This is a genomic window from Dokdonia sp. Asnod1-B02 (genome assembly GCF_045063955.1).
Classification (GTDB): Bacteria; Bacteroidota; Bacteroidia; order Flavobacteriales; family Flavobacteriaceae; genus Dokdonia.
In genome coordinates this window covers 880,795-902,544 of record NZ_JBEFNW010000002.1, presented here as the reverse complement: position 1 = coordinate 902,544, position 21,750 = coordinate 880,795, and the positions used below count along the sequence as shown (strand labels likewise).

Annotated in this window: 21 protein-coding genes; 16 read left to right on the top strand and 5 right to left on the bottom strand. The window is 37.1% G+C overall.

All coding sequences use genetic code 11. The features are described 5' to 3' along the window. Positions 1-559: 559 nt before the first annotated feature. Positions 560-1,414, bottom strand: a complete 855-nt coding sequence (locus ACJJVU_RS04135) for a hypothetical protein (protein WP_405222590.1) — start codon at positions 1,412-1,414, stop codon at positions 560-562. A gap of 2 nt (positions 1,415-1,416) precedes the next feature. Beyond that, entirely contained in the window at positions 1,417-1,575 is a 159-nt protein-coding gene (locus tag ACJJVU_RS04130) for a YqaE/Pmp3 family membrane protein (RefSeq protein ID WP_013751129.1), read from the bottom strand. Positions 1,576-1,758: 183 nt separating this feature from the next. Here ACJJVU_RS04130 and lysS point away from each other — a divergent pair, with 183 nt between their 5' ends. The 4 genes from lysS to ACJJVU_RS04110 all read left to right on the top strand — a co-directional run bounded on the left by lysS (position 1,759) and on the right by ACJJVU_RS04110 (position 6,899). Next, the gene (lysS, locus tag ACJJVU_RS04125; protein WP_405222587.1) at positions 1,759-3,453 is read left to right on the top strand and encodes a lysine--tRNA ligase; all 1,695 of its coding nucleotides are present in this window, start codon (positions 1,759-1,761) and stop codon (positions 3,451-3,453) included. Positions 3,454-3,685: 232 nt separating this feature from the next. Continuing rightward, positions 3,686-5,479 carry an NACHT domain-containing protein gene (locus ACJJVU_RS04120; protein WP_405222585.1) on the top strand — a complete coding sequence of 598 codons (1,794 nt, stop codon included), beginning with the start codon at positions 3,686-3,688 and terminating at the stop codon, positions 5,477-5,479. Positions 5,480-5,602: 123 nt separating this feature from the next. After that, the gene (locus ACJJVU_RS04115; protein ID WP_405222582.1) at positions 5,603-6,016 is read left to right on the top strand and encodes a hypothetical protein; all 414 of its coding nucleotides are present in this window, start codon (positions 5,603-5,605) and stop codon (positions 6,014-6,016) included. A gap of 79 nt (positions 6,017-6,095) precedes the next feature. Further along, positions 6,096-6,899: a hypothetical protein gene (locus ACJJVU_RS04110; protein ID WP_405222580.1), complete on the top strand. Its 804-nt coding sequence runs from the start codon at positions 6,096-6,098 to the stop codon at positions 6,897-6,899. A gap of 78 nt (positions 6,900-6,977) precedes the next feature. On the opposite strand, the gene ACJJVU_RS04105 is transcribed toward ACJJVU_RS04110, so the two are convergent. Next, positions 6,978-8,021 carry a flavin-containing monooxygenase gene (locus ACJJVU_RS04105; protein ID WP_405222578.1) on the bottom strand — a complete coding sequence of 348 codons (1,044 nt, stop codon included), beginning with the start codon at positions 8,019-8,021 and terminating at the stop codon, positions 6,978-6,980. Positions 8,022-8,306: 285 nt separating this feature from the next. Between ACJJVU_RS04105 and ACJJVU_RS04100 the strand changes: the two genes are divergently transcribed. The 10 genes from ACJJVU_RS04100 to ACJJVU_RS04055 all read left to right on the top strand — a co-directional run bounded on the left by ACJJVU_RS04100 (position 8,307) and on the right by ACJJVU_RS04055 (position 15,373). After that, positions 8,307-9,329, top strand: a complete 1,023-nt coding sequence (locus ACJJVU_RS04100) for an adenosine deaminase (protein ID WP_405222576.1) — start codon at positions 8,307-8,309, stop codon at positions 9,327-9,329. 146 nt (positions 9,330-9,475) lie between these two features. After that, positions 9,476-10,036 (top strand): hypothetical protein, encoded by a 561-nt coding sequence (locus ACJJVU_RS04095; RefSeq protein WP_405222573.1) that lies wholly within the window; start codon positions 9,476-9,478, stop codon positions 10,034-10,036. Between the two features lie 192 nt (positions 10,037-10,228). Further along, positions 10,229-10,792, top strand: a complete 564-nt coding sequence (locus ACJJVU_RS04090) for a TetR/AcrR family transcriptional regulator (protein ID WP_013751120.1) — start codon at positions 10,229-10,231, stop codon at positions 10,790-10,792. A gap of 66 nt (positions 10,793-10,858) precedes the next feature. Then, complete coding sequence (locus ACJJVU_RS04085; protein WP_013751119.1) at positions 10,859-11,410, top strand: carboxymuconolactone decarboxylase family protein; 552 nt, start codon at positions 10,859-10,861, stop codon at positions 11,408-11,410. A gap of 71 nt (positions 11,411-11,481) precedes the next feature. Next, positions 11,482-12,210 (top strand): SDR family oxidoreductase, encoded by a 729-nt coding sequence (locus ACJJVU_RS04080; RefSeq protein ID WP_013751118.1) that lies wholly within the window; start codon positions 11,482-11,484, stop codon positions 12,208-12,210. 29 nt (positions 12,211-12,239) lie between these two features. Continuing rightward, on the top strand, positions 12,240-12,554 hold the full coding sequence (locus ACJJVU_RS04075) for an EthD family reductase (protein WP_405222564.1): 315 nt from the start codon (positions 12,240-12,242) through the stop codon (positions 12,552-12,554). Positions 12,555-12,564: 10 nt separating this feature from the next. Then, entirely contained in the window at positions 12,565-13,386 is an 822-nt protein-coding gene (locus tag ACJJVU_RS04070) for a hypothetical protein (RefSeq protein WP_405222561.1), read from the top strand. A 13-nt stretch (positions 13,387-13,399) separates the two neighbouring features. Next, on the top strand, positions 13,400-14,068 hold the full coding sequence (locus ACJJVU_RS04065; RefSeq protein ID WP_405222558.1) for a hypothetical protein: 669 nt from the start codon (positions 13,400-13,402) through the stop codon (positions 14,066-14,068). A 7-nt stretch (positions 14,069-14,075) separates the two neighbouring features. Continuing rightward, complete coding sequence (locus ACJJVU_RS04060) at positions 14,076-14,720, top strand: DsbA family oxidoreductase (RefSeq protein ID WP_298329177.1); 645 nt, start codon at positions 14,076-14,078, stop codon at positions 14,718-14,720. A gap of 269 nt (positions 14,721-14,989) precedes the next feature. Next, positions 14,990-15,373, top strand: coding sequence for a thiol-disulfide oxidoreductase DCC family protein (locus tag ACJJVU_RS04055; RefSeq protein ID WP_405222555.1), 384 nt, complete (start codon positions 14,990-14,992; stop codon positions 15,371-15,373). A 79-nt stretch (positions 15,374-15,452) separates the two neighbouring features. Here the strand turns inward: ACJJVU_RS04055 and yiaA are convergent, their stop codons facing one another. Further along, positions 15,453-15,914: an inner membrane protein YiaA gene (yiaA, locus tag ACJJVU_RS04050; RefSeq protein WP_405222553.1), complete on the bottom strand. Its 462-nt coding sequence runs from the start codon at positions 15,912-15,914 to the stop codon at positions 15,453-15,455. A 354-nt stretch (positions 15,915-16,268) separates the two neighbouring features. Continuing rightward, positions 16,269-17,435 carry a hypothetical protein gene (locus ACJJVU_RS04045; protein ID WP_405222550.1) on the bottom strand — a complete coding sequence of 389 codons (1,167 nt, stop codon included), beginning with the start codon at positions 17,433-17,435 and terminating at the stop codon, positions 16,269-16,271. A gap of 151 nt (positions 17,436-17,586) precedes the next feature. On the opposite strand from ACJJVU_RS04045, the gene ACJJVU_RS04040 reads away from it, so the two are divergent. Further along, positions 17,587-19,059, top strand: coding sequence for a hypothetical protein (locus ACJJVU_RS04040; protein WP_405222548.1), 1,473 nt, complete (start codon positions 17,587-17,589; stop codon positions 19,057-19,059). Between the two features lie 63 nt (positions 19,060-19,122). Beyond that, positions 19,123-21,597 (top strand): zinc-dependent metalloprotease, encoded by a 2,475-nt coding sequence (locus ACJJVU_RS04035; RefSeq protein WP_405222545.1) that lies wholly within the window; start codon positions 19,123-19,125, stop codon positions 21,595-21,597. The last annotated feature ends 153 nt before the right edge of the window (positions 21,598-21,750 follow it).

Below are 21,750 nucleotides of genomic sequence, written 5' to 3'. Positions count from 1 at the left end.
TTGAAGCCCCTCTTCGAAGAGGGGTTGGGGAGATGTTTTCGGCTTGTAAAAATAAAAAAGCCACCCTTTAGGATTGGGGAAGGCTTTTTTAGTAGTCCTTTAATTTTTCTTTTCCCCGACCCTGAAGGGTGGAAAAATCTTTATTTGACAAGAGCTGATTGTAAAAACCTACTCTAGCTTTCGTAGGTGTGTGTGAGTACTCTTGTGAAACATCTCCCCTAGCCCCTCTTCAAAGAGGGGAACACTCGCATGAGGATTGCAACGAAGTTGCAAAAATTGAAGCCCCTCTTCGAAGAGGGGTTGGGGAGATGTCCGCGAGTTGTGAAAAAACCACCCTCTAGGGTTGGGGAAAGCTTTTGCAAACCCCTCCTCAAAGACAGGAACACTCAAATAATAATTGCAACGAAGTTGCAAAAAATGAAAGCCCCTCTTCGAAGAGGGGTTGGGGAGATGTTCGCGAGTTGTGAAAAAGCCACCCTTCAGGGCTGGGCAAAGCTTTTAAAACAAAAAAAAACCTCCTACCATATAGTAGAAGGTCTCTTATAATAATTATCGTGACTTATTTATCCTCAAGAACCACCTCAAAGTTTTCTAAGGTTTTGTCTGTTCCTTCTAGTAGGGTTTTATAGTCTATGGAGAAGGTTACTGTTTTACCATCTTCTGAGATTACTGCGCCTTCTTGAGATACGGAGATTACTTTTCTTGGGAATACGTATTCTAGTTCCATAGTAGATTGATCTAGCACTTCGTCCATCCCTAGCACCATCTCTTTCATCATATTATTTTCCACTTCTCCATTCTCATCTTTAAAGACGGCATCCTCTACGTCTTGTCTTGTCTTTTTAGATAATTCGCTGCTGCCTTCTAGGTGTCTTGATAACGCTTTAGGATCTGTCCTTCTAAAGGTGTTATTGCTAAAAGTATAGATCACCTTGTTTGTACTCAGCATACTATTTGCTGGGCTACTACTCGCTTGCTCTCCGCCTGGTGTGGTTTTCTTTGCGCTTTCAAATACTTTATCTACATCATATGCAATGCGCTCTATCTCCTTAAACTCTTTGAAGTCTTTTATGACAGTAAGTACCATCACCCCATTCTCCTCGTCTATGTTCATATTCATAGCAAAGTCTTTAAGTGCTTTCACATTCTCCTGCTGTGCAGCTGGTAATGTGGCGATGCTATCCTTGTAGATTTCTAGAAAGTCATTAAACACCATCGTGGTATCCATTTTCTCCTTCTTCTTTTCTGGGTTACTCGCTCCACTTTGAGCAGCGATTGCCATGATTTGTGATAGGTCAAACTTAGACTCATAACGACCTCCCATGTCTTCATTAAACACAATACGCTCATGCATACTACAACTCACTAGTAACACTAACAGCACTACTAGCAGTCCATAAACCTTTTTACTCATTCCTATTTTTTTGGATTATTTAATATTACGAGTGCTGCAATTACGCCAGGCACCCAGCCACAGAGCCAAAGTAAGAAAACTATTAATACAGACCCACATCCTTTGCCTATTACAGCTAGTGGTGGAAAAAAGATGGCAAGTAAGACGCGCCAGATACTCATAAGTGAAGTTTTTTTGATCCTCTCCTTCGGTTGGAAAGGTTGATTGATGTACTTAATAAGACGACATAATTTTCAAATTGTTACAATGTTGATTTCTGAGCGGGCTATTACTATCTTTGCGCCGCTCTACCGCTATTTATGTGTAGCGCTTATTTGCAAAAAATATAAAAGAATTATTACTGTATGCAACTGTCAGAACAAGAACAAGTACGCCGTCAAAAATTATCCCGCTTGCGCGAAATAGGAATCAATCCTTATCCAGCAGCACAATACCACGTTACTCATAGCTCTAAGAAAGCAATCGCAGACTATAAAGAGGGTGAGAAGGTAGTAATGGCAGGTCGCTTGATGCGAAAGAAAATTCAAGGTTCTGCATCTTTTGGAGAGATCCAAGATGGTGAAGGTCGCATACAACTATACTTTAACCGTGACGAGATTTGCCCGGGAGAAGATAAGTCTCATTATAACGAGGTATTTAAAAAGCTTCTTGACTTAGGTGATTTCATTGGTGTAGAAGGAACGTTATTCACTACACAAGTAGGTGAGATTACGGTATCACTTACTGGCTTCACGTTATTAAGTAAAGCACTTAAACCATTACCATTACCTAAAACAGATGCAGAGGGTAATACCTATGATGAATTTATAGATCCAGAAATGCGTTACCGCCAGCGTTATGCAGATCTTGCTGTAAACCCACACGTAAAAGAAGTATTTGTAAAACGCACCAAGCTTTTTAATGCGATGCGTAACTTCTTTAACGACGCAGGATATTTTGAAGTAGAGACTCCTATCCTACAGCCTATTGCTGGAGGAGCTGCAGCACGACCATTTGTGACGCACCACAACTCACTAGACATGCCATTATATATGCGTATTGCAAATGAGCTGTATTTAAAGCGTCTCATTGTTGGCGGATTTGAAGGAGTGTATGAGTTCTCAAAGAACTTCCGTAATGAAGGGATGGACCGCACGCACAATCCAGAGTTTACCGCAATGGAAATCTATGTAGCTTATAAAGACTACAACTGGATGATGGAGTTTTGTGAGCAGTTACTAGAACACTGTGCGATTGCTGTAAATGGAACTACAAAGGCAACCTTTGGTGAGCACGAAGTAGATTTTAAAGCTCCGTATGCTAGAGTAACCATGGCAGATAGTATCAAACACTTTACAGGATTTGATATTCTTGATAAAACAGAAGATGAGATACGCGCTGCCGCACAAGGCATGGGTATCGAGGTAGATGAGACTATGGGTAAAGGAAAACTCATCGATGAGATTTTTGGTGAGAAGTGTGAGGGTAACTACATACAGCCTACCTACATCACAGACTACCCTAAAGAGATGAGCCCGCTATGTAAAGAGCACCGTGATAACCCAGAACTTACAGAACGTTTTGAGTTGATGGTTTGTGGTAAAGAGATTGCAAATGCATACTCAGAGCTTAACGACCCTATCGACCAGCGTGAGCGTTTTGAGGCACAGCTAGAACTTGCAAAACGTGGTGATGACGAGGCAACAGCTTCTATAGATTATGACTTCTTGCGTTCATTAGAGTACGGGATGCCTCCTACCTCAGGAATGGGAATTGGGATGGACCGTTTGATTATGTTCTTGACTAATAACCAGTCTATACAAGAAGTACTGTTCTTCCCACAGATGAAACCAGAAAAGAAGGCACTTGATCTTAACGAGAACGAAAAAGCAATTTACGACCTCCTTAAAGAGGAAAGCCCTCAAGAACTTGGCGCACTCAAAGCTGCAGCAGGTTTAAGTAACAAAGGATGGGACAAAGGCCTTAAAGGTCTTACCAAACTAGGCGCTGCCAAAGTTTCTAAAACAGACGAAGGTCTATTTGTAACCATTGCAGACTAACCCTACCGTCTTACTAAAAAGGACTACCTAATTACCGACTATCAAATCCCTGCTTTTTAAGTGGGGATTTTTTATGCGCTTTCGCGAAAATTTGAATTGATTACCTCGATGCTGTTATTAAACTAATTGTCCATATTATTTACCTCAAATGTGGCTAGCCTCACATATTGGTTATTAGGAAGTTGTATTTTAGTGACTTAAAAACTAATTCTTTAAATTTTAAAATCAAAGTATGGGAATGACGACAAATATGGAAGTTACAAGTCTAATTAAACCAATAATAGATGGATTCAAAGCTATAAATAATGAATGGGATAGTTTTTTTGAAATAGGATTAACAGATTACTTACATTCTCAAACTGACAAATATTATTTTACAAACACATTTTTACATAGGAGTGAAAAAGTTAAATTTCAAAATATTTACTACCCAATCAAAGCTACTTACAAAAATTTAACTACCGACTTTCAAAATCTTGATGAATTATTTATAGAATATAACAATATAACAATAGTCGGATCCGCTGGTAGTGGAAAAACCACACTAATTAAACATATTTTTCTACAAACGATAAGAGATTACAGTAGAATTCCAATTTTAATAGAATTAAGAAACTTAAATGATTTCGAAGGAGATTTAGAAAAGCTTATCACCGAAAAAATATTAAAATCAAAAGTTAAACCCACTGATAGCATCTTTAAAAGAACTTTAGAAAGTGGAGATTTTCTATTCCTATTAGATGGATACGATGAAATCTTCTCTGATAAAAAACAAGAAATAAATCGTCAAATGGAATTGTTTGTAGATTCTTACTCCAATAATAAATTCTTGATTACTACGAGACCAGGAAGTGGAATAGAAAGCTTTCCTAGATTCCATGATTTTAATGTTGATCCATTAAATGATGATGATGTCATTGAATTTATTAGCAAAATTGTTGATGATGGTGAAAGAAAAGACAGAATTAAAAAAATTGTATTAGACCCAAAAAACAGAAATTATTATGAGTTTTTAAGGAATCCCTTGTTATTATCTATGTTCATAATGGCATTCGAAAATCACCCCGAAATTCCAAAAAGAAAAAGTGCTTTTTACAGAAATGTCTACGATACCTTATACTCAAGACACGATGGAGTAACTAAAAATAGCTTTCCTCGTGAAAAGATGACAGGATTACAAAGAGACGATTTTGAGGATATATTATCAATATTTTCTTATCTATCACTTATTGAAGGTCAATACTCATTCACAAATGAATACTTAACAGACATCTTAAACAAAGTAAAGGCGGCATCTGATTATGAATATAATACTGAGAATTTGATATACGATTTCAGAACCTCAATTTCAATACTTATTCTGGATGGCTTTGAATATTTCTTTCCACATAGGTCTATTCAGGAATACTTTACAGCATTATTTATAAATAGACTACCAACTGACAAGAAGCATAAGGCTTACAAAAACTTAACCAAAACTCTTCGCGAATCAAGTACGGATTATAGCTTCAACTTTTGGAGTTTATGTTTCGAAATGGATGAAACTATTTTTATTTCAAATTTTCTCATACCACAACTGAAGAAAATTTACAAACCATTAGAAGAAAAGAATGGGGAGGATTTGGTAAATGCGTATTTTAATATTATTAGACCTGTGCTATGGAGAAGAAATTATAAAAATGAAGAAAAACAATCTTTAAGGATTTTGAAAACTAGCAATTTTCAAAATGCTATTTTAGATTTTTGTGAAATTTACGACTATTACGATATTTGGGATTTTATTGAAAAAAATAATTGTGAGAAAGACCTTATAGAGCTTTACGATAATCAAATTGTGAAAACTAAAAAAGGAAAATTATCAATGCCTACACTGAATGATAATAAAGAAATGATAAGTATTCTCTTAGCGAAAGGTATTGATGAATTTGTCAACGAAGTAAGAACGAAAATTAACAAGAAAATTATAACCTGGGATATTACAATTAAAAAGAAAAAATCTAATATTAACGATTTACTTAGTAGATAGACTCTGTAAAATTACGCTATTATTCTTCATCTCAATTTACTTATAAATAATAAACAATGTAGATTTACATCTAATATTCTTGGAAATTAAAACAACCGAAAACGTCTGTTCTTAGCAATTCCAATGATCCTAGTTGGTGGATTAATCATATATGGAGAAAACAATACTGGCTTTCTGCTAGTCGCAATTGGAGTTCATTATTTAATGAATTTTTATACCTACTATAAATTTTACCAGAAAAGTAGAAAATCCTATTTAGATTTAATGAATGCGGAAATTTTCAAACATAAAAGATCAAATGAAAATCACTTGTGGGAATTTGACGACCTCTTCTTTAGATATAAAGATCATAAATATGAGGCCAAAATAAAATGGGAGGTTTTCAAAAGCTATAGAGTGATTGAGAATAACCTGTTTCTTGATATCGATGTCGGGACTAATTTAGCTTTCATTCTAGGAGAATCGGAAATAGGTATTGACGATTTTAAAAAAGCGACTGAGTTTGTTAAAGAAAAAGTTACTCAAAAACATATCTAGATTAAACAGCCTTTATCATTATCGCACTAGCGAGTATCGTTATCAATATACTCTTCAGGTAAAAAAATATCACGTCACAATGCGCCCACCTTACTCCTACCTCATCATCTTCCTCCTACTCCTAAGCACACACATCACCAGCGCTCAAGAAAACCAAGTAGTTGAATATTTCAATACGGGTGAGAAAAAAAGTGTCGGGCGTAAAAATGCTGCTGGCTTCCCTACGGGTGAGTGGGTTTATTATAGAAAGGATGGAGCGATAGATACTAAGCTCACCTTTAATAGCTCAGATAATCCAGTAGGCCCTTTTGAAATGTATTACCGCAACGGGCAGTTACAAACTAAAGGTTCTTATGCGAGTGAAGGTTTCTATAATATGGATGGCCCTTACGAGGATTATTACAGTAATGGCCAACTAAGATCTAAAGGAGTTTATAAGGAGAATCGAAGTGTTGGCAGTTGGATGGGGTATTGGGAGAATGGCCAAATCAAATCAAAAATCACCTATAGCAGCGAAGGTGTGATTATAAGTAATACAGAATATCACAACAATGGCAACTTGAGACTAGATGCTACCTACACAGACAAAGGCGACTTTACTGGCAACCTCAACATTTACTATGTTGATGGAACGCTATTTACCTCTCAAGAATTTGATGCGCTAGGTAACAAGAAAGGCGTGTACACTTCTTTCTACAAGAACGGCAGTATCAAGGAGCAAGGGGAATATGCAGGCATCGATTACTTTAAGAAAAAAGGCGCCTGGAAATCTTTCTACAAAGATGGTACATTACAAATGATGGTTACCTATGACAATGAAGGCAACCGCCTAAGCATAAAACGCTATGACACTAATGGTAATTTGATTCCTGAGAAGGAATGATATAAAAGCTATTTTCGCGAAAGCGTTATTAGTAGCTATCTACTAGTTATTGCACTACCATAAACGGAGTTAAGTTAGTTACCCCTTTGCATCAATTAAGTCTGCGAGATAAAGCGCATCCTTAGACACTCCGCCTAAGGTTGCAGATCCGCGAGTGTACATCCACGGTAGTCCTAAGAAGTACAAGCCATCGATGTTACTTACTCCTCTGCGGTTTTTTGGATAGCTATCTGCATCAAGCTCTAAGCCTTCTATCCATTGAAAATTAGGGCGATATCCAGTAGCCCAAATAATATTTTTAATACTTGCTACTTTCTTGTTTTCGAAGATGATTTCCTCATGCATGGCATCTTTAGTTCTGCCGCTTATAATGACGTTGTCTCTAGAAAGAATCTCTTTTACATCTGTGCCTATAACGGGCTGAGTAAATGAGCTTATCCTCTTACCCATCCAGCTATACTTATTAAAACTTAGAAAACCTGTGACAGTAAACCACCACCACAATGACTTACCCAAAATATGCTGCGGCAATGATTTTACCGTGGTATCCCCAGAGAAAAAGACCTTCCTGCGGCCATCTTTTGAGAGTTCGTTTAAGATTTGATATCCAGAGTCTCCTCCACCTACTACGAGCGCATCGCCCTCTTGTAATTGATCGAGTCCTTTATAGTAATTACTATGCATCTGCGTGATACTGCCTGCGATCTTAGTATTACAAGGTGGCGTGTATGGCGTGTGAAAAGGACCTGTGGCAACCACTACATTTTTTGCTTCAAGATTACCATCCTTATGTGTAAGGGTAAATCCCTTTGATGTTTTACTTATAGCAGTAATTAATGTATTGAGTTTTACAGGGATCTCAAAAGTCGACACATAAGACTTAAAATAATCTGCTACTTCATATTTACTTGGGTAATGACCTTTAGGAGTGTCAAATTTTAAACCTGGCAGATGGTTGTATTCGGTAGGTGTAAATAGTTTTAAGGAATCCCATCTGTTTAACCACGACGCCCCTATTTCTTTATCACCATCTACCACCACGTAGTTCTTGTCCATCTTTTTTAAATGGTACGCCATAGATAATCCAGCTTGTGCTCCTCCTATTACTACATAATCTAACATCTGTTCCCCTTCTAATTTTTTGCAAAAATAGACATTAAGAATAGCTTTCCTCCTTTTTATAGCTTTCAATAAAATCACACACTATAATCAGAATATTTTACTATAAATATTCCGCATCACAATCACTTTTTAGATTATTTTTCACGTACAGAATGTTGCAATGTGGGTGGTTATGCTTTCGCGAAAGCGTACTTATCATAAGGCTAGTTCACGTGCAGCTCAAGGGACATAAAACCACTTCTTACAAATAACCCTACCTTTGTAGCCACAAAAAAAATAGCTATAATGAATAATACTCCCCTAAGAGCCCTTGTACAAGGCATCCCAAAAACAGAACTTCACCTCCATATAGAAGGTAGTTTTGAGCCAGAATTGATGTTTGAGATTGCAAAGCGCAATAACATCACCCTTGCTTATGATTCTATTGAGTCACTTAAAAAGGCATATACATTTAATAACCTTCAAGAGTTTCTAGACATCTACTATACAGGTGCACAAGTACTCTTACACGAGCAAGATTTTTATGATCTTACGTGGGCATATCTTACCAAAGTACATAGTGAGAACGTGGTACACGTAGAGGTGTTCTTTGATCCACAAACACACACAGATCGCGGTGTTCCTTTTAAAACAGTAATCACCGGGATTTACAAAGCGCTAGAAAAAGCAAAAAGTGAATACGGTATTACTTATAAACTTATCATGTCTTACTTGAGACATTTAAGTGAGGAAGCTGCATTTAAAACGCTAGAAGAATCACAGCCATATAAAGAGTGGATAGATGGCGTAGGGCTTGACTCCTCTGAGCAAGGAAATCCTCCTAGCAAATTTAAAAACGTATTTGAAGCCTCGGCAAAAGAAGGTTACAAGCTAGTTGCGCACGCCGGTGAAGAAGGCCCAGCCGATTATATCTGGGAAGCACTTGACGTACTAAACGTTGTGCGTATCGATCACGGTAATCGCTGCCTAAGTGATGATGCACTTGTGGAGCGTCTTGTAAAAGAGCAAATTCCGTTAACGCTTTGCCCTACTAGTAATGTGGCGCTTAAGGTGATTGACAAGATGGAAGAACACCCAGTAGCACAGATGCTAGATAAAGGGATTCTTGCGACGATACACTCTGATGATCCAGCTTACTTTGGCGGATACATGAATGAGAACTACTACCAGACAGCAAGTGCCTTAAACTTATCTAAGGAGCAAATCAAGCAACTTGTTATTAATGGTTTTAAAGCAAGCTGGCTTACCGAAGATGAGAAAGAAGCACACATCACAAAGGTGAAAGCATACTTTGCTTCCATCGATTAAGTATTTTAATAAGGTTGCGCTTTTGCAAGAGCGCAACCTTATTTCTATCGTTCTGTAAGGGACATCTTACCACCAATCACCACCACCTAAGAGACTGATAACTCAATCTTTATAGCTATTTTTGAACCAACTTAAATAGGAATACTATGGAGGTAATAAAAATTATATTCTTTGCGCTTGGCACTTTTTTTGGCGTTGAAGACAGTACCATTATGGCAGAAGAAACTGCGGTACACATTGACATAGCAGAACAAATTATAACGGTAGATCAACGGGATGTTTTTGCACTCGTAAGCAATGAAAAAGACAGCCTAAAGATTAGAAACACCCTCTACAGAATAGGAAACGCACAAGCACAAGAAAAGCGCCTTACCTTAAAAGAAAAGTTTGACACCTACGCTTGGTCCACTTCTGAGATAGTGAGCCACAAAGAGAAAAAGCAACTTGATATTAAACTCAAATTCAAATATGTTGCTAAGGAGCAGCTTAAAGATTTTGGAATAGACTACGTAGAAAAAGATAGCTCCTATGCTATGATTAATATCCCAGCGTGGAATATCAAAACCACTACTGGAGCACTGCGAGATAATTACTGGTACTTTAAGGATAGTATTTCCTTTACCCTTTCGCCCGCTAAGGATATGCCTAAAAAATACCTTCCTCTTAAAAAAGGCTTGTATAATTACTGGGAGCAGGTAAAACCATAAGCATAGATTATAAGAATTGTTGTTACGCTTTCGCGAAAGCGTAATTACCCACCATCACTACCTATTACCTACAATCCTCATCATCTATATGATGGGGATTTTCTATTTATAATACGGCCATTACATAAATAATTGTTAAACCCTTTTTAATTACTAAACGGTTGGTTAGTTTTGCACAGTAATAAGAAACAAGTGGCTAGAAAAAAGAATTATGATGAGCGTGAAGTAGTCGAGAAGGCTATGAATCTGTTTTGGAAAAATACCTACGAGTCTACCTCTATGCAAATGCTAGAGAAGGAAATGGGTATTAATAAATTCTCAATCTATGCAAGTTTTGGAAATAAGCACGGTCTGTTTATGGCAAGCTTAGCTTATTACAAAGAAAAGGTAGGCGCTATCATTAAGAAGTTTGCTAGCGGTACAAACGGAGTGCAAGATATCAAGCAGTTTTTTATAGACTCTGTGACCATCATTGACCGTGACGGATCGCGCAACGGATGCCTACTTACAAATACCTATAACGAGTTTGCAGCAAGTGAAGACGCTGTGATTCAAGAAGAGATGAATTCCTTTATGAGTAGTATAAAGGAGCTTTTTATTGAAAAACTGAGAATGGACGGTAGTAAAGATGAAGAAACCATTATGCGAGAAGCAAATTTTCTTTTACTAGCCAAACATGGCCTAGCAGCTGCCTCACGAGTAAACACAACACAAGAGATTGAAGATTACATAGAGATGACGTTTAAAAACATCTAACTATTTTTTTACCCTAAAACTAAACGAACGTTTAGATATAATTAACATAAATTAAAAATTGCTATTATGACAACATTAAAAGTTCACAACATCGAGAGTGCTCCACAAGAGAGTAAGCCATTATTAGAAAATTCTTTAAAGTCTTTTGGAATGCTTCCAGGATTACACGGAGTACTTGCAGAGTCTCCACAGATCTTAAAAGCATACCAAGAACTACATGAGTTATTTACAAACTCTTCATTTAACGCAGACGAGTTAACGGTAGTATGGCAAACAATTAACGTAGAGCATGCATGTCACTACTGCGTACCAGCACACACAGGTATCGCAAAAATGATGAAAGTAGATGACGCAATCATCGAGGCTTTACGTAACGAGACTCCACTAGAAGATGCAAAACTAGAAGCACTACGTACATTCACTTTATCGCTTACACGTAACCGTGGTAACGTTTCTCAAGAAGATCTTACTGCATTTTATGCAGCTGGATATGGAGAAAGACAAGTACTAGATATCATCTTAGGATTATCTCAAAAAGTAATAAGTAACTACACAAATCACATCGCAAACACACCTGTAGATGCTGCATTTGAGAAGTTTGCTTGGGAGAAAAAATAAGTAACTCCCCCAACTTAATTAATAATAAGCCTTCCTCAATATTGCAGGAAGGCTTCTTTAAAACAAATCATATGAGTATTTCAATAGAAAATAAAGTAGCATTAGTCACTGGCGCAAATAGAGGTATTGGTAAAGCGATTGTGGAGTCATTTTTAGACCACGGAGCAAAGAAGGTATATCTAGCGGTACGTGATACAAACTCTACAAAAGAACTAGAAGAAAAGTATGGTGATAAAGTAGTCACTTTGCAAGCAGATGTGTCAAACACAGCCTCTATAAAAACACTAGCAGAACACGCTACAGATGTAGATGTAGTAGTAAACAATGCAGGTATAGGGACACCACAGTCTATCATAAGTGATGATGTAGAAGAAGATTTTCTTAATCAGCTACAGGTAAATGCTTTTGGATTAGTGCGTGTTGCAAACGCTTTCGCAAAAACTTTAGAAAGCAACAAAGGAGCGCTTGTACAATTGAACTCTATTGCTTCTATCAAGAACTTCTCTCAACTCTCTACATACTCTGCATCAAAAGCTGCATCGTATTCTTTGACACAAGGAATTCGCACAGAGTTAAGTCCTCGAGGAATTAATGTACTAAGTGTGCACCCAGGACCAGTAGATACAGATATGGCAGAAAAGGCAGGCTTTGAAAATGGAGCTACAACTTCTGAAATTTCTGAAGGAATTGTAAGCGCATTAAAAGCTGGAGATTTTCACTTATTTCCAGATGACATGGCAAAGCAGTTTGAAAAAGAATATCAAAACTTTTCTGACAACATCGTAACTTCAGATTTTTAAGAAGTACCATCACACTAAAAACATAGATCATGATAAAAGTATCTGTAATGTACCCTAATAGTGAGAGTGTAAGATTTGACACCGACTATTATAAAAATAGCCACTTACCTATGATTCAAGAATCACTAGGTGACGCACTAAAGGGATTAGAATTAGAAGTAGGAATTGCTGGAAGAGCACCCGGAGAGCTTGCTCCTTATGTAGCGATTGCTCATTTAAAATTTGATAGTGTTGCTTCTTTCCAAGAAAGCTTTGCACCACACGGAGAAAAATTTGCAGCAGATGTTGAGAACTACAGCAATGTGCAAGGAGAATTACAAATAAGTGAAATCATAGCTTTGTAATACACCTCTTTTGAAAATAAATTTTTTAAATATTATAGTTTGTGTACTTCTATTATCATGTGGAGATAATAGAAGTACTCAACAAACTGAAGAGTCAAAAGAATCTGTAGTGACTTTTGAGAACAAAGGTCATGAGTTGGTGTATAATATGGTTCAAAAAGTAGGTGACTACAGAAGCCTATTAGACAAGAAAGATGTCATCTATACATACACCTATAAAACTGCCGATGGTAAAGTAGATGTAGCTACAGAAAAATATTTATTTGACGGAGAGCTATCCTACGGTTTATATGTTCAACATGAAAGGACAATTCCCCAACTAGAAGGAGCTATAGAGCAAGGATATGATGGGAATGAGTACTGGTTAAAACACGACGGAAAACTTATAACTGACCAACCTCTTATTGACAAGGTGATGTTCAATAGACCTACCAATTTATATTGGTTTGCGATGATGCCAAAATTACTAGACCCTAATGTAGTTTATCATTATATAGGAGAGACGGTAATTAATGAAGCAACGTATGACATCGTCAAGGTTTCCTTTAATATACCTAATAAGGAAAATACAGATGTTTATCAAATATATATTAATCAAGATACAGGTCTCGTAGATCAGTTTCTTTTTACAGTAGCAGCATACAATGTTATTGAGGTTCCTTATTTGATGGAACTCAAGTACGAGTCTATAGACGGACTATTAATTCCTACTCAAAGAAAATATCAAAAATCAAACTGGGATGGTGTTGTACTTAATGGACCTTTTACAGAGGTTACTTGGACAGATATCTCTTTCAATAATGGATTAACCATAAAAGATTTCAAAAAATAAAGTTGCTATCGCTATGGAAAAGTTAAGTGTCGACATAAAAGCAATAGCAAAAAATGCTATTAAAGATGTTTTTAGAACTGACACTAGCAAACCTGGCTTTATTCATATTGATTTAGGTGAAGAATCTTCCTCTAGCGAACTAAGAGCCAACATGGTTGCTCTTAAAAAAGAATTATCTAGCTACACAAAAGCGACTTACAATAGACCCTTGAGCTATCACTGGCTTGTTCGTTTTGACCAACAAGTGAACACACCTTTCCATGTAGATAACGCTGCAGATCAATCTTTTTTGATGCTGGGTTATGAACCCACACCTATACAAAGCGAGCTTTATTTAGGAGACTATCACAAGTATGCTAGAGAATGTATAGATGCTCCAAAAAATTATCTTAAAGATTTTACTCCAGTTTTTGAAAATAATCACGAGCATCTTAAACCGTACATTACAAAAGTGGATACCTTGTCAAATAATTCTTATAGTATTGTATTGATAAATAATAGTGTTCCTACTAATCATAAAGAAACACTAGGTACGTTTCATAAAGCAACAATGCGTTCTCAAGATTTCTCAAAAGAGAGAGTGGTAAATTCTATGATTATGAATATGCTTTCTGAACATGAAGAAGCACTCAATGAACCAGATGAACAGCGCTTTATTACAACTAGCGAAATAAGTAAATAGCAAAGAAATGAAAGAAAAATTAAAAATAGATATTGTCTCAGATGTAGTTTGCCCATGGTGTACCGTAGGTTACAAACGCTTAGAAAAAGCAATATCAGAACTTGGCATTGAAGACCAAGTAGAGATAGAATGGCAACCGTTTGAGTTAAATCCTCAAATGCCTGCCGAAGGTCAAAATGTAGATGAGCATATTACAGAAAAATATGGATCAACTGCAGCGCAACAAAAAGAGTCTAAACAACGACTAGTAGATGCTGGAAATGAGCTTGGTTTTACGTTTGACTATTTTGACGATATGAGAATTGTAAACACTTTTGATGCGCACGTACTATTAGAGTATGCAAAGAAATTTGACAAGCAAACAGCATTAAAAATGCGACTTACCGCTTCTTACTTTAGTGAGCGTAAGGATGTATCACAAAGAGAGGTCTTAAAACAAGCACTTCTCGACGTTGGCCTAAATGCAGAGGAAGGTATGGCCTTACTTGAAAATGAAGAAGCTCGTTATGAAGTAAGAACACAGCAAGGTTACTGGAAGAACTTAGGTGTAAATTCAGTTCCTACCATTGTTTTTAATAGAAAGAGTGCTGTTACTGGAGCACAACCTGTAGATTTATTTAAGAAAGTACTCTCAGAACTTATTGCAGAATAAGAGAACAAACATACTAGTCTTTAAAATTCGCTTTTCCCTAAAAGCATTTTTAAAGAACATAGAACCCGTACATAATGCTCAAAAAGCATCTTGTGCGGGTTTTTACTTTTGATGCTGCGTGGATGTATTCAATTAATTACGCTTTCGCGAAAGCGTAACAATACCACTACCCTAGTACTTCCACTCAATTTTTAAAACTATTTTCTCTTCTCCATGAAAAGAAACCAACTCAACTCCGACCTATAGCTGAAGAACTTAATATCATCGCTATGAAACCTTTACAAGAAAAAAGCATAATTATTTTTGACGGAGCTTGTAATCTCTGTAATGGTGTTGTGGGGTGGCTCCTTAAATTTGCACCAAGCGAATTGTTTGAATGTATCGCCTTTCAATCTCCAAAAGGTCAGCATATTTTAAAAGAATATGGAAGACCTACAGATCGATTAGATACAGTAATGCTTATTGAAAATCAAGAACTACATACACATTCTGATGGGTTTTTAAAGATCATTTCAAAAATCCCAAAGTGGAAATCGGTAGCAGCACTACTTGCATTTATCCCAAGAATCATACGTGATTTCATTTACAATACTGCTTCTCGTAATAGACTTAAATGGTTTGGTGCTTCTTCATCTTGTACCATTAATATTTAATATAGAAACCCAACACTCCCTAAGAAGCATTGGGTTTCATCAAACAACAAAAAGCGACACCCGAAGGTGTCGCTTTTTGCTAGTTGTCATTAATACTATCTATAAATTTTACATCTCTCGTATTCTTTTGCACCGCTATAGCTGAAAACAGACTTAATGTAAATGACATTCCATAAAATCCTTTCTCACTTAATTCTAGATCTGCATTCCATAAACCTACAACGAGTAATAAGATCGAGACGATGGTGACAAACCAACTTATACCATAATAAATATCTGTTACTGGGACTCCTTCTAGTCTATCTCTCACGCTTTTTTGTACAGATACTACGGCAAATAGTCCAAATAATAATACCGTAAAGTAATACCCCTTTTCATTAAGGTACATATCTGCATTCCAAAGTCCAATACAAAAGGACACCATCCCGACAAATAACGCACTCCATGATGCACTTATAAAAGCTCCCGTAGGCTTGTTTGAAAATGGTTCTTGTTTTTTATTCTTCTTTTCTGTTACTGGTGTTTCAAATTGATTTTCCATAATAGTTGTTGTTTGTTGTTGTTTAATTGGTAATTCTGATGTTCTAAAAAGCTTCCCCATCCCTAAAGGGTGGCTTTTTCTAATTGTAAACCTGATTTTCTCCCTTTAGGGCTGGTGTAAAAAAATCTCATTTTCTAAAAAGCTTCCCCCATCCCTAAAGGGTGGCTTTTTCTAATTGTAAACATGATTTTCTCCCTTTAGGGTTGGGGTAAAAAAATCTCATTTTCTAAAAAACTTTCTCCATCCCTAAAGGGTAGCTTTTTCTAATTGTAAACCTGATTTTCTCCCTTTAGGGTTGGGGTAAAAAATCTGATGTTCTAAAAAGCTTTCCCCAACCCTAAAGGGTGGCTTTTTCTAATTGTAAACCTGATTTTCTCCCTTTATGTTTGGGGTGAAATATTGTTTTTTAATAATCTCCCCTTCAGTTTTCTCTTCTTTTGCTATCTCCATAATATGATCTCCGCAGGAGTAACAGTGAGGCAGGTGTGCATAATTTGTAGTTTCACAGCTGTTACAATCTTTAAAGAGTTGGAGACCGCAGTGGCGGCAGTAGTTGGTTACTTTTAGGTTTCCTGCGACTCCTTTTTTACCTCCGCTCTGGTGGAACTCATTAATAAGGTAATCTTTACCACAGCTAGGGCACATATGGTTTTCTAATGCTTTCTCGGCAACTTCTTCTTTTATTTGCTTTGATCGCTCTTGGGTAGATTGCTTCAGCTCTTCCTTTTTACGTTTTATAAATGCTTGTAGCGATCGTATCGCATATACTCCTAGAAAGAGAGAAAGTAAAATCCCTATAGTATACCTCACATAACCTCCGTAGCTAGGTAAGTATGGCACTAGACCTACAAAAAAACTATAGAAAGAAAAGAACACAAACCCACGATATAGAGGCCAGTACGTATGCTTTCTTTTCTTTACAAGCATCCATAAACCTAGCAGCAGTATAGGAAGTACAAATAGTAGACGTTTTAAAAAAATGCTCAGCTCATAACTTCTCACGGCATCATCGTGTAAATTGTACACTACCTCCATAGCCTCCTGCTCTTGCAAGCTATAGACTGCCTGTGTATTTCTTAATGTTAAGATAGCGGCTGCATAAGCAGATTTTTCCTTCTCATAAGATTGTATCACATTTTGAATGGAATCCATCGTTAGGTTACGCTTTCGCACCTCGGCATCTACTGTAGATGATTGCGTAGCTGTACGTGTAGAAATCCAAGATTTAAAAGAGCGCTGCTCTTGAGATAAGGTAGTTTTGGCTAACTCAAGATTTATTTCTAAAGCTTCCTGACTACGGTATTGTTCATTAATTGAATCTTGTACGGTGCTGTATAGCTTTCTGTAAGTAGCGACATCTGTTTGCGATTCAAAATTTTCTATCGTAGGACGATTATCAGATTCATCAATATCCCAGATAATTCTATTTGCAAGTCCTATTAAAAATGCAGCCAGTAATATACTTATGACGTAGTGTACTACGGTTGTCGTTCTTGACAGTTTTTTGTTGTTAAATTCCATGACCTTGTTGTTTGATTACAGGGCAAAGATGCAGTGATGTGGCAGATAATAAAATCTAAAATTTTAATATTACTTATGATATAAATAGAAATACATATCATTAAATACCTATATTTATTAGTCTTTGAACAAATAAAACTTACGATTTAAAATGGATATCACAGCTATTATACAATCTTTCTCTACAGAGGACAGTAAGTTATTCAAGACCTATTTACGTTCAAAAAACAGAAGAACAGACACAAAGAATCTCACATTATACAACCTTATAAGAAAGGGAACTCCTCTCAAGGAGATAGATATTCTGCTCTATGGGAGTGCAAATCGTAATGCGTATCATGCGCTATCAAAAAGGCTACAAGACAGTCTCATTGATTTTATAGCCACTCAAAATTTTGAAAATGAAACCTCAGATGATATGCAGGTTTTTAAATGGATACTCGCGTCACGTATTCTCTATGAGCAAGATCTCCATAAACCAGCTCAAAAACTTTTAAAAAAGGCAACTCAAAAAGCAAAAGAGCTTGATCTGCACACGGCACTTATTGAAAGTTATCACACCCAGTTCCAGTACAGTCACCTTCATCCAGAGGTAGATTTACAAGAGCTAACGCAAGCCGCACAACAAAACCAGCAGCGATTTATACAGCAAGAGCAACTCAACATGGCGTACGCACACATCAAGCGCATACTCATATTTGACGAGCATTTATTAAAGAAAGGGATACAGAAAACGGTAGAAGAGATACTCGCTGCTTTTCATATTGAAATCAACGAGACGTTCACCTTTAAATCCCTGTACCAGCTGCTAGAAATTATAAATACCGCAGCGCATTTAGATCACAATTTTGGGGACGCTCTACCTTTTATCACACATACCTACAATCTCATAAAGAAAAAAGACATCGTTCAAGAAAAGCAGCGCTTTTATCACATCCAAGTGCTCTACTTTATGGCAAATGCTCACTTTAGAGTGCGCGATTTTGAGCAGGCAACGCATTACCTCTCGTTAATGAACACTGAGATGAATGCCGAAAATGGAAAGTGGAAATCCCGCTTTCGCGAAAATTTGCTTCTCATCAACTCCTTCGTTTTAAATTACAGTGGTAACTCCTCCCTTGCAATTGCAGATATAGACAACCACATCTCAACAACAAAACAGAAAGTTGATCCTGATATATTGCTCGCACAAGTGGTATTTCTCACACAGCAAGATGAGTACAAAGCTGCTTTAAGTACGCTCAATAAATTTAAACATACCGATAGCTGGTATGAGGAACGACTAGGAATAGACTGGATGATTAAAAGAGATTTACTCTCATTGATTAATTATTATGAGCTAGAATATATTGATCTCGTTCACTCACAACTACGTAGCTTCAAAAGAAAGTATAAAAAAATCATCCTTTCCGAAGTGAGACTGGAGCGCTTTATAAAAGTATTTAGCCAGATTTTTAATGACCCGACTATTGTGAAGAAGGCAAATTTTCGCGAAAGCGTAATGAGTCAATTTACTGTAGCGTCCTTAAAAGATGAAGATATTTTTATGGTGAGTTTCTTTGCTTGGATAAAAGCTACGCTAGACGGCACAAAACTTTATGAGACCACACTTGCCATGTTGTGATTTTCTTAACAATATAGGGAGTCGCTGGTCTGTACCTTTTACCCACCAAAAAAGGTCAACCGAATGAAAAGAAAATTATCCTATGTGATGGCAACCCTATTTGCCATTACTATCGCAAGTTGTAGCACGTCACAATCTAAAGTTGCCAGCAAGGCAAGTGCTTCAAAATCAAAAGCAAAAGACAGTAAAAATGCCATTAAACCTTATGGCAAAGTCATCACAAAAGATGCAAAGACTGATGAAGGTCTTTTTACCGTACACAAACTAGACGACAAATATTTTTATGAGATTCCAGACTCACTTATGGGTCGTGAGATGCTCATGGTTACTCGTATTGCAAAAACTGCTGGAGGCTTAGGCTTTGGTGGTGGAAAACAAAACACATCTGTGTTACGCTGGGAAGTAAAAGACAAGAAAGTATTATTACGTGTAGTATCACACCAAGTATATGCCGCAGACTCACTCCCTATCTCTGAGGCTGTAAAGAACAGTAACTTTGAACCTGTATTATATGCTTTTGACATTAAAGCGTATCATAAAGACAGTGTTTCTGGTTCTAGAAATACAGTAATTGATGCAACTGGTCTTTTTGAGAGCGATGTGAAGCCGCTAGGTTTACCACAAAGAAGCCGTAAAGGATTAAAAGTAACAAAGCTAGATACTAAGCTTTCTTACTTAGATACTATAAGAAGTTACCCAGAAAACATAGAAGTACGTAGTGTAAAAACGTACGCTTCTTCTGATGCACCGTCTAATAGTGCTACGGGAGTAATATCTCTATTAATGAGTAACTCAATGATTTTACTACCTAAAGAGCCTATGCAACGTCGTATGTTTGACGAGCGTGTAGGATGGTTTGGACGTGGTCAAACAGATTATGGAATTGACGTTCAAAAAAGTAAAACAGTGCGCTACCTTGACCGCTGGAGACTTGAAGTAAAAGACGAGGACATGGCTGCCTTTAATCGTGGCGAACTTGTAGAGCCTAAAAAGCAGATTGTTTATTATATAGATCGTGCGACTCCAAAGAAATGGATTCCATTTATAAAGCAAGGTATAGAAGACTGGCAAGTAGCTTTTGAAGCTGCAGGTTTTAAAAACGCCATCATCGCTGCCGATCCTCCATCTGTAGAGGAAGATCCAGACTGGAGTCCAGAAGATGTACGTTATAGTGTGGTGCGCTACCTAGCCTCTCCTATTCCTAATGCAAATGGACCTCACGTGAGTGATCCACGTTCTGGAGAGATTTTAGAAAGTGATATTAACTGGTACCATAATGTAATGACATTATTACACAACTGGTATTTTGTACAGACTGCAGCTATCAATCCAGAAGCTCGTAGCAACGAATTTAAAGATGAAATCATGGGACGATTAATTCGTTTTGTGAGTTCGCACGAGGTAGGTCACACACTTGGACTTCCACACAACATGGGAAGTAGTGTTGCTTATGCGGTAGATGATTTACGTAATCCTGAGTTTACTAAAAAATATGGAACTGCACCATCTATCATGGATTATGCACGTTTTAATTACATAGCACAACCAGGAGATGGAGATGTAGCTTTAATGCCTAACATAGGTATTTATGATAAATACGCTATTAATTGGGGTTACCGCCCTATCCCATCTGCAAAAAGTGCAGAAGACGAGAAGAAAACGCTAGACAGCTGGATTCTTGAGCATGCTGGAGATCCTATGTACCGTTTTGGGAGACAACAAAGAGGAGTAATTGATCCTAGCTCACAAACAGAAGATCTAGGTGATGATGCTATGAAAGCAAGTGCTTATGGTATTGCAAATCTTAAACGTATCGTACCTAACCTTATCGAGTGGACGGCAGAAGAAGGTCAAAACTACGATGAGCTAGATAAAATGTATGGTCAAGTATTATCACAATACAACCGTTACATGGGCCACGTTGCTGGTAACGTAGGTGGTGTATATGAAATGTACAAAACGTATGATCAAGAAGGAGCGGTATACACACACGTACCTAAAGCAAAACAAAAAGAAGCATTAGATTTCTTACAGACACAACTTTTTAACACACCAGAGTGGTTACTAGACAACAACATTTTTGACAAGATTGAAAATGCTGGAAGTGTAGAACGTGTAAGAGGTTTCCAGACTAGAACACTTAACAACCTTCTAGACTTTGGACGTATGGCTCGTATGCTTGAAAATGAAGCTATGAACGATACAGATGCATACTCACTAGTTACTATGATGTCTGACCTAAGAGCTGGTTTATTCTCAGAGTTGAGAAGCCGCCAGGCGATAGATATTTACCGTCGTAACTTACAGCGTGCATATGTAGAACGTCTTGAGTTTATCATGACAGAAGATCAAAGTGGTGGTCGTTTCTTTAGCGGGACTAGAGTAAATGTAGGTCAGAGTGATATACGTGCCGTAGTACGTGCAGAGCTTAAAGATCTTAAACGTGATTTACAAAACAACCGACTTAGAGACCGTATGAGCCGCATACACTCAGAAGATCTTGTAGAACGCATCAACATGATACTTGATCCTAAGTAATAATTACTACAGCTTATTTATTGAAACAGCCAGCAATCATTTGATTGCTGGCTGTTTTTTTTGGTTCATTTTTAGGATGTCAATTTCTTATTTAAACAGATGATTTGTAGGGTTACGCTTTCGCGAAAGCGTGCTTTGATAAAATCATAACAA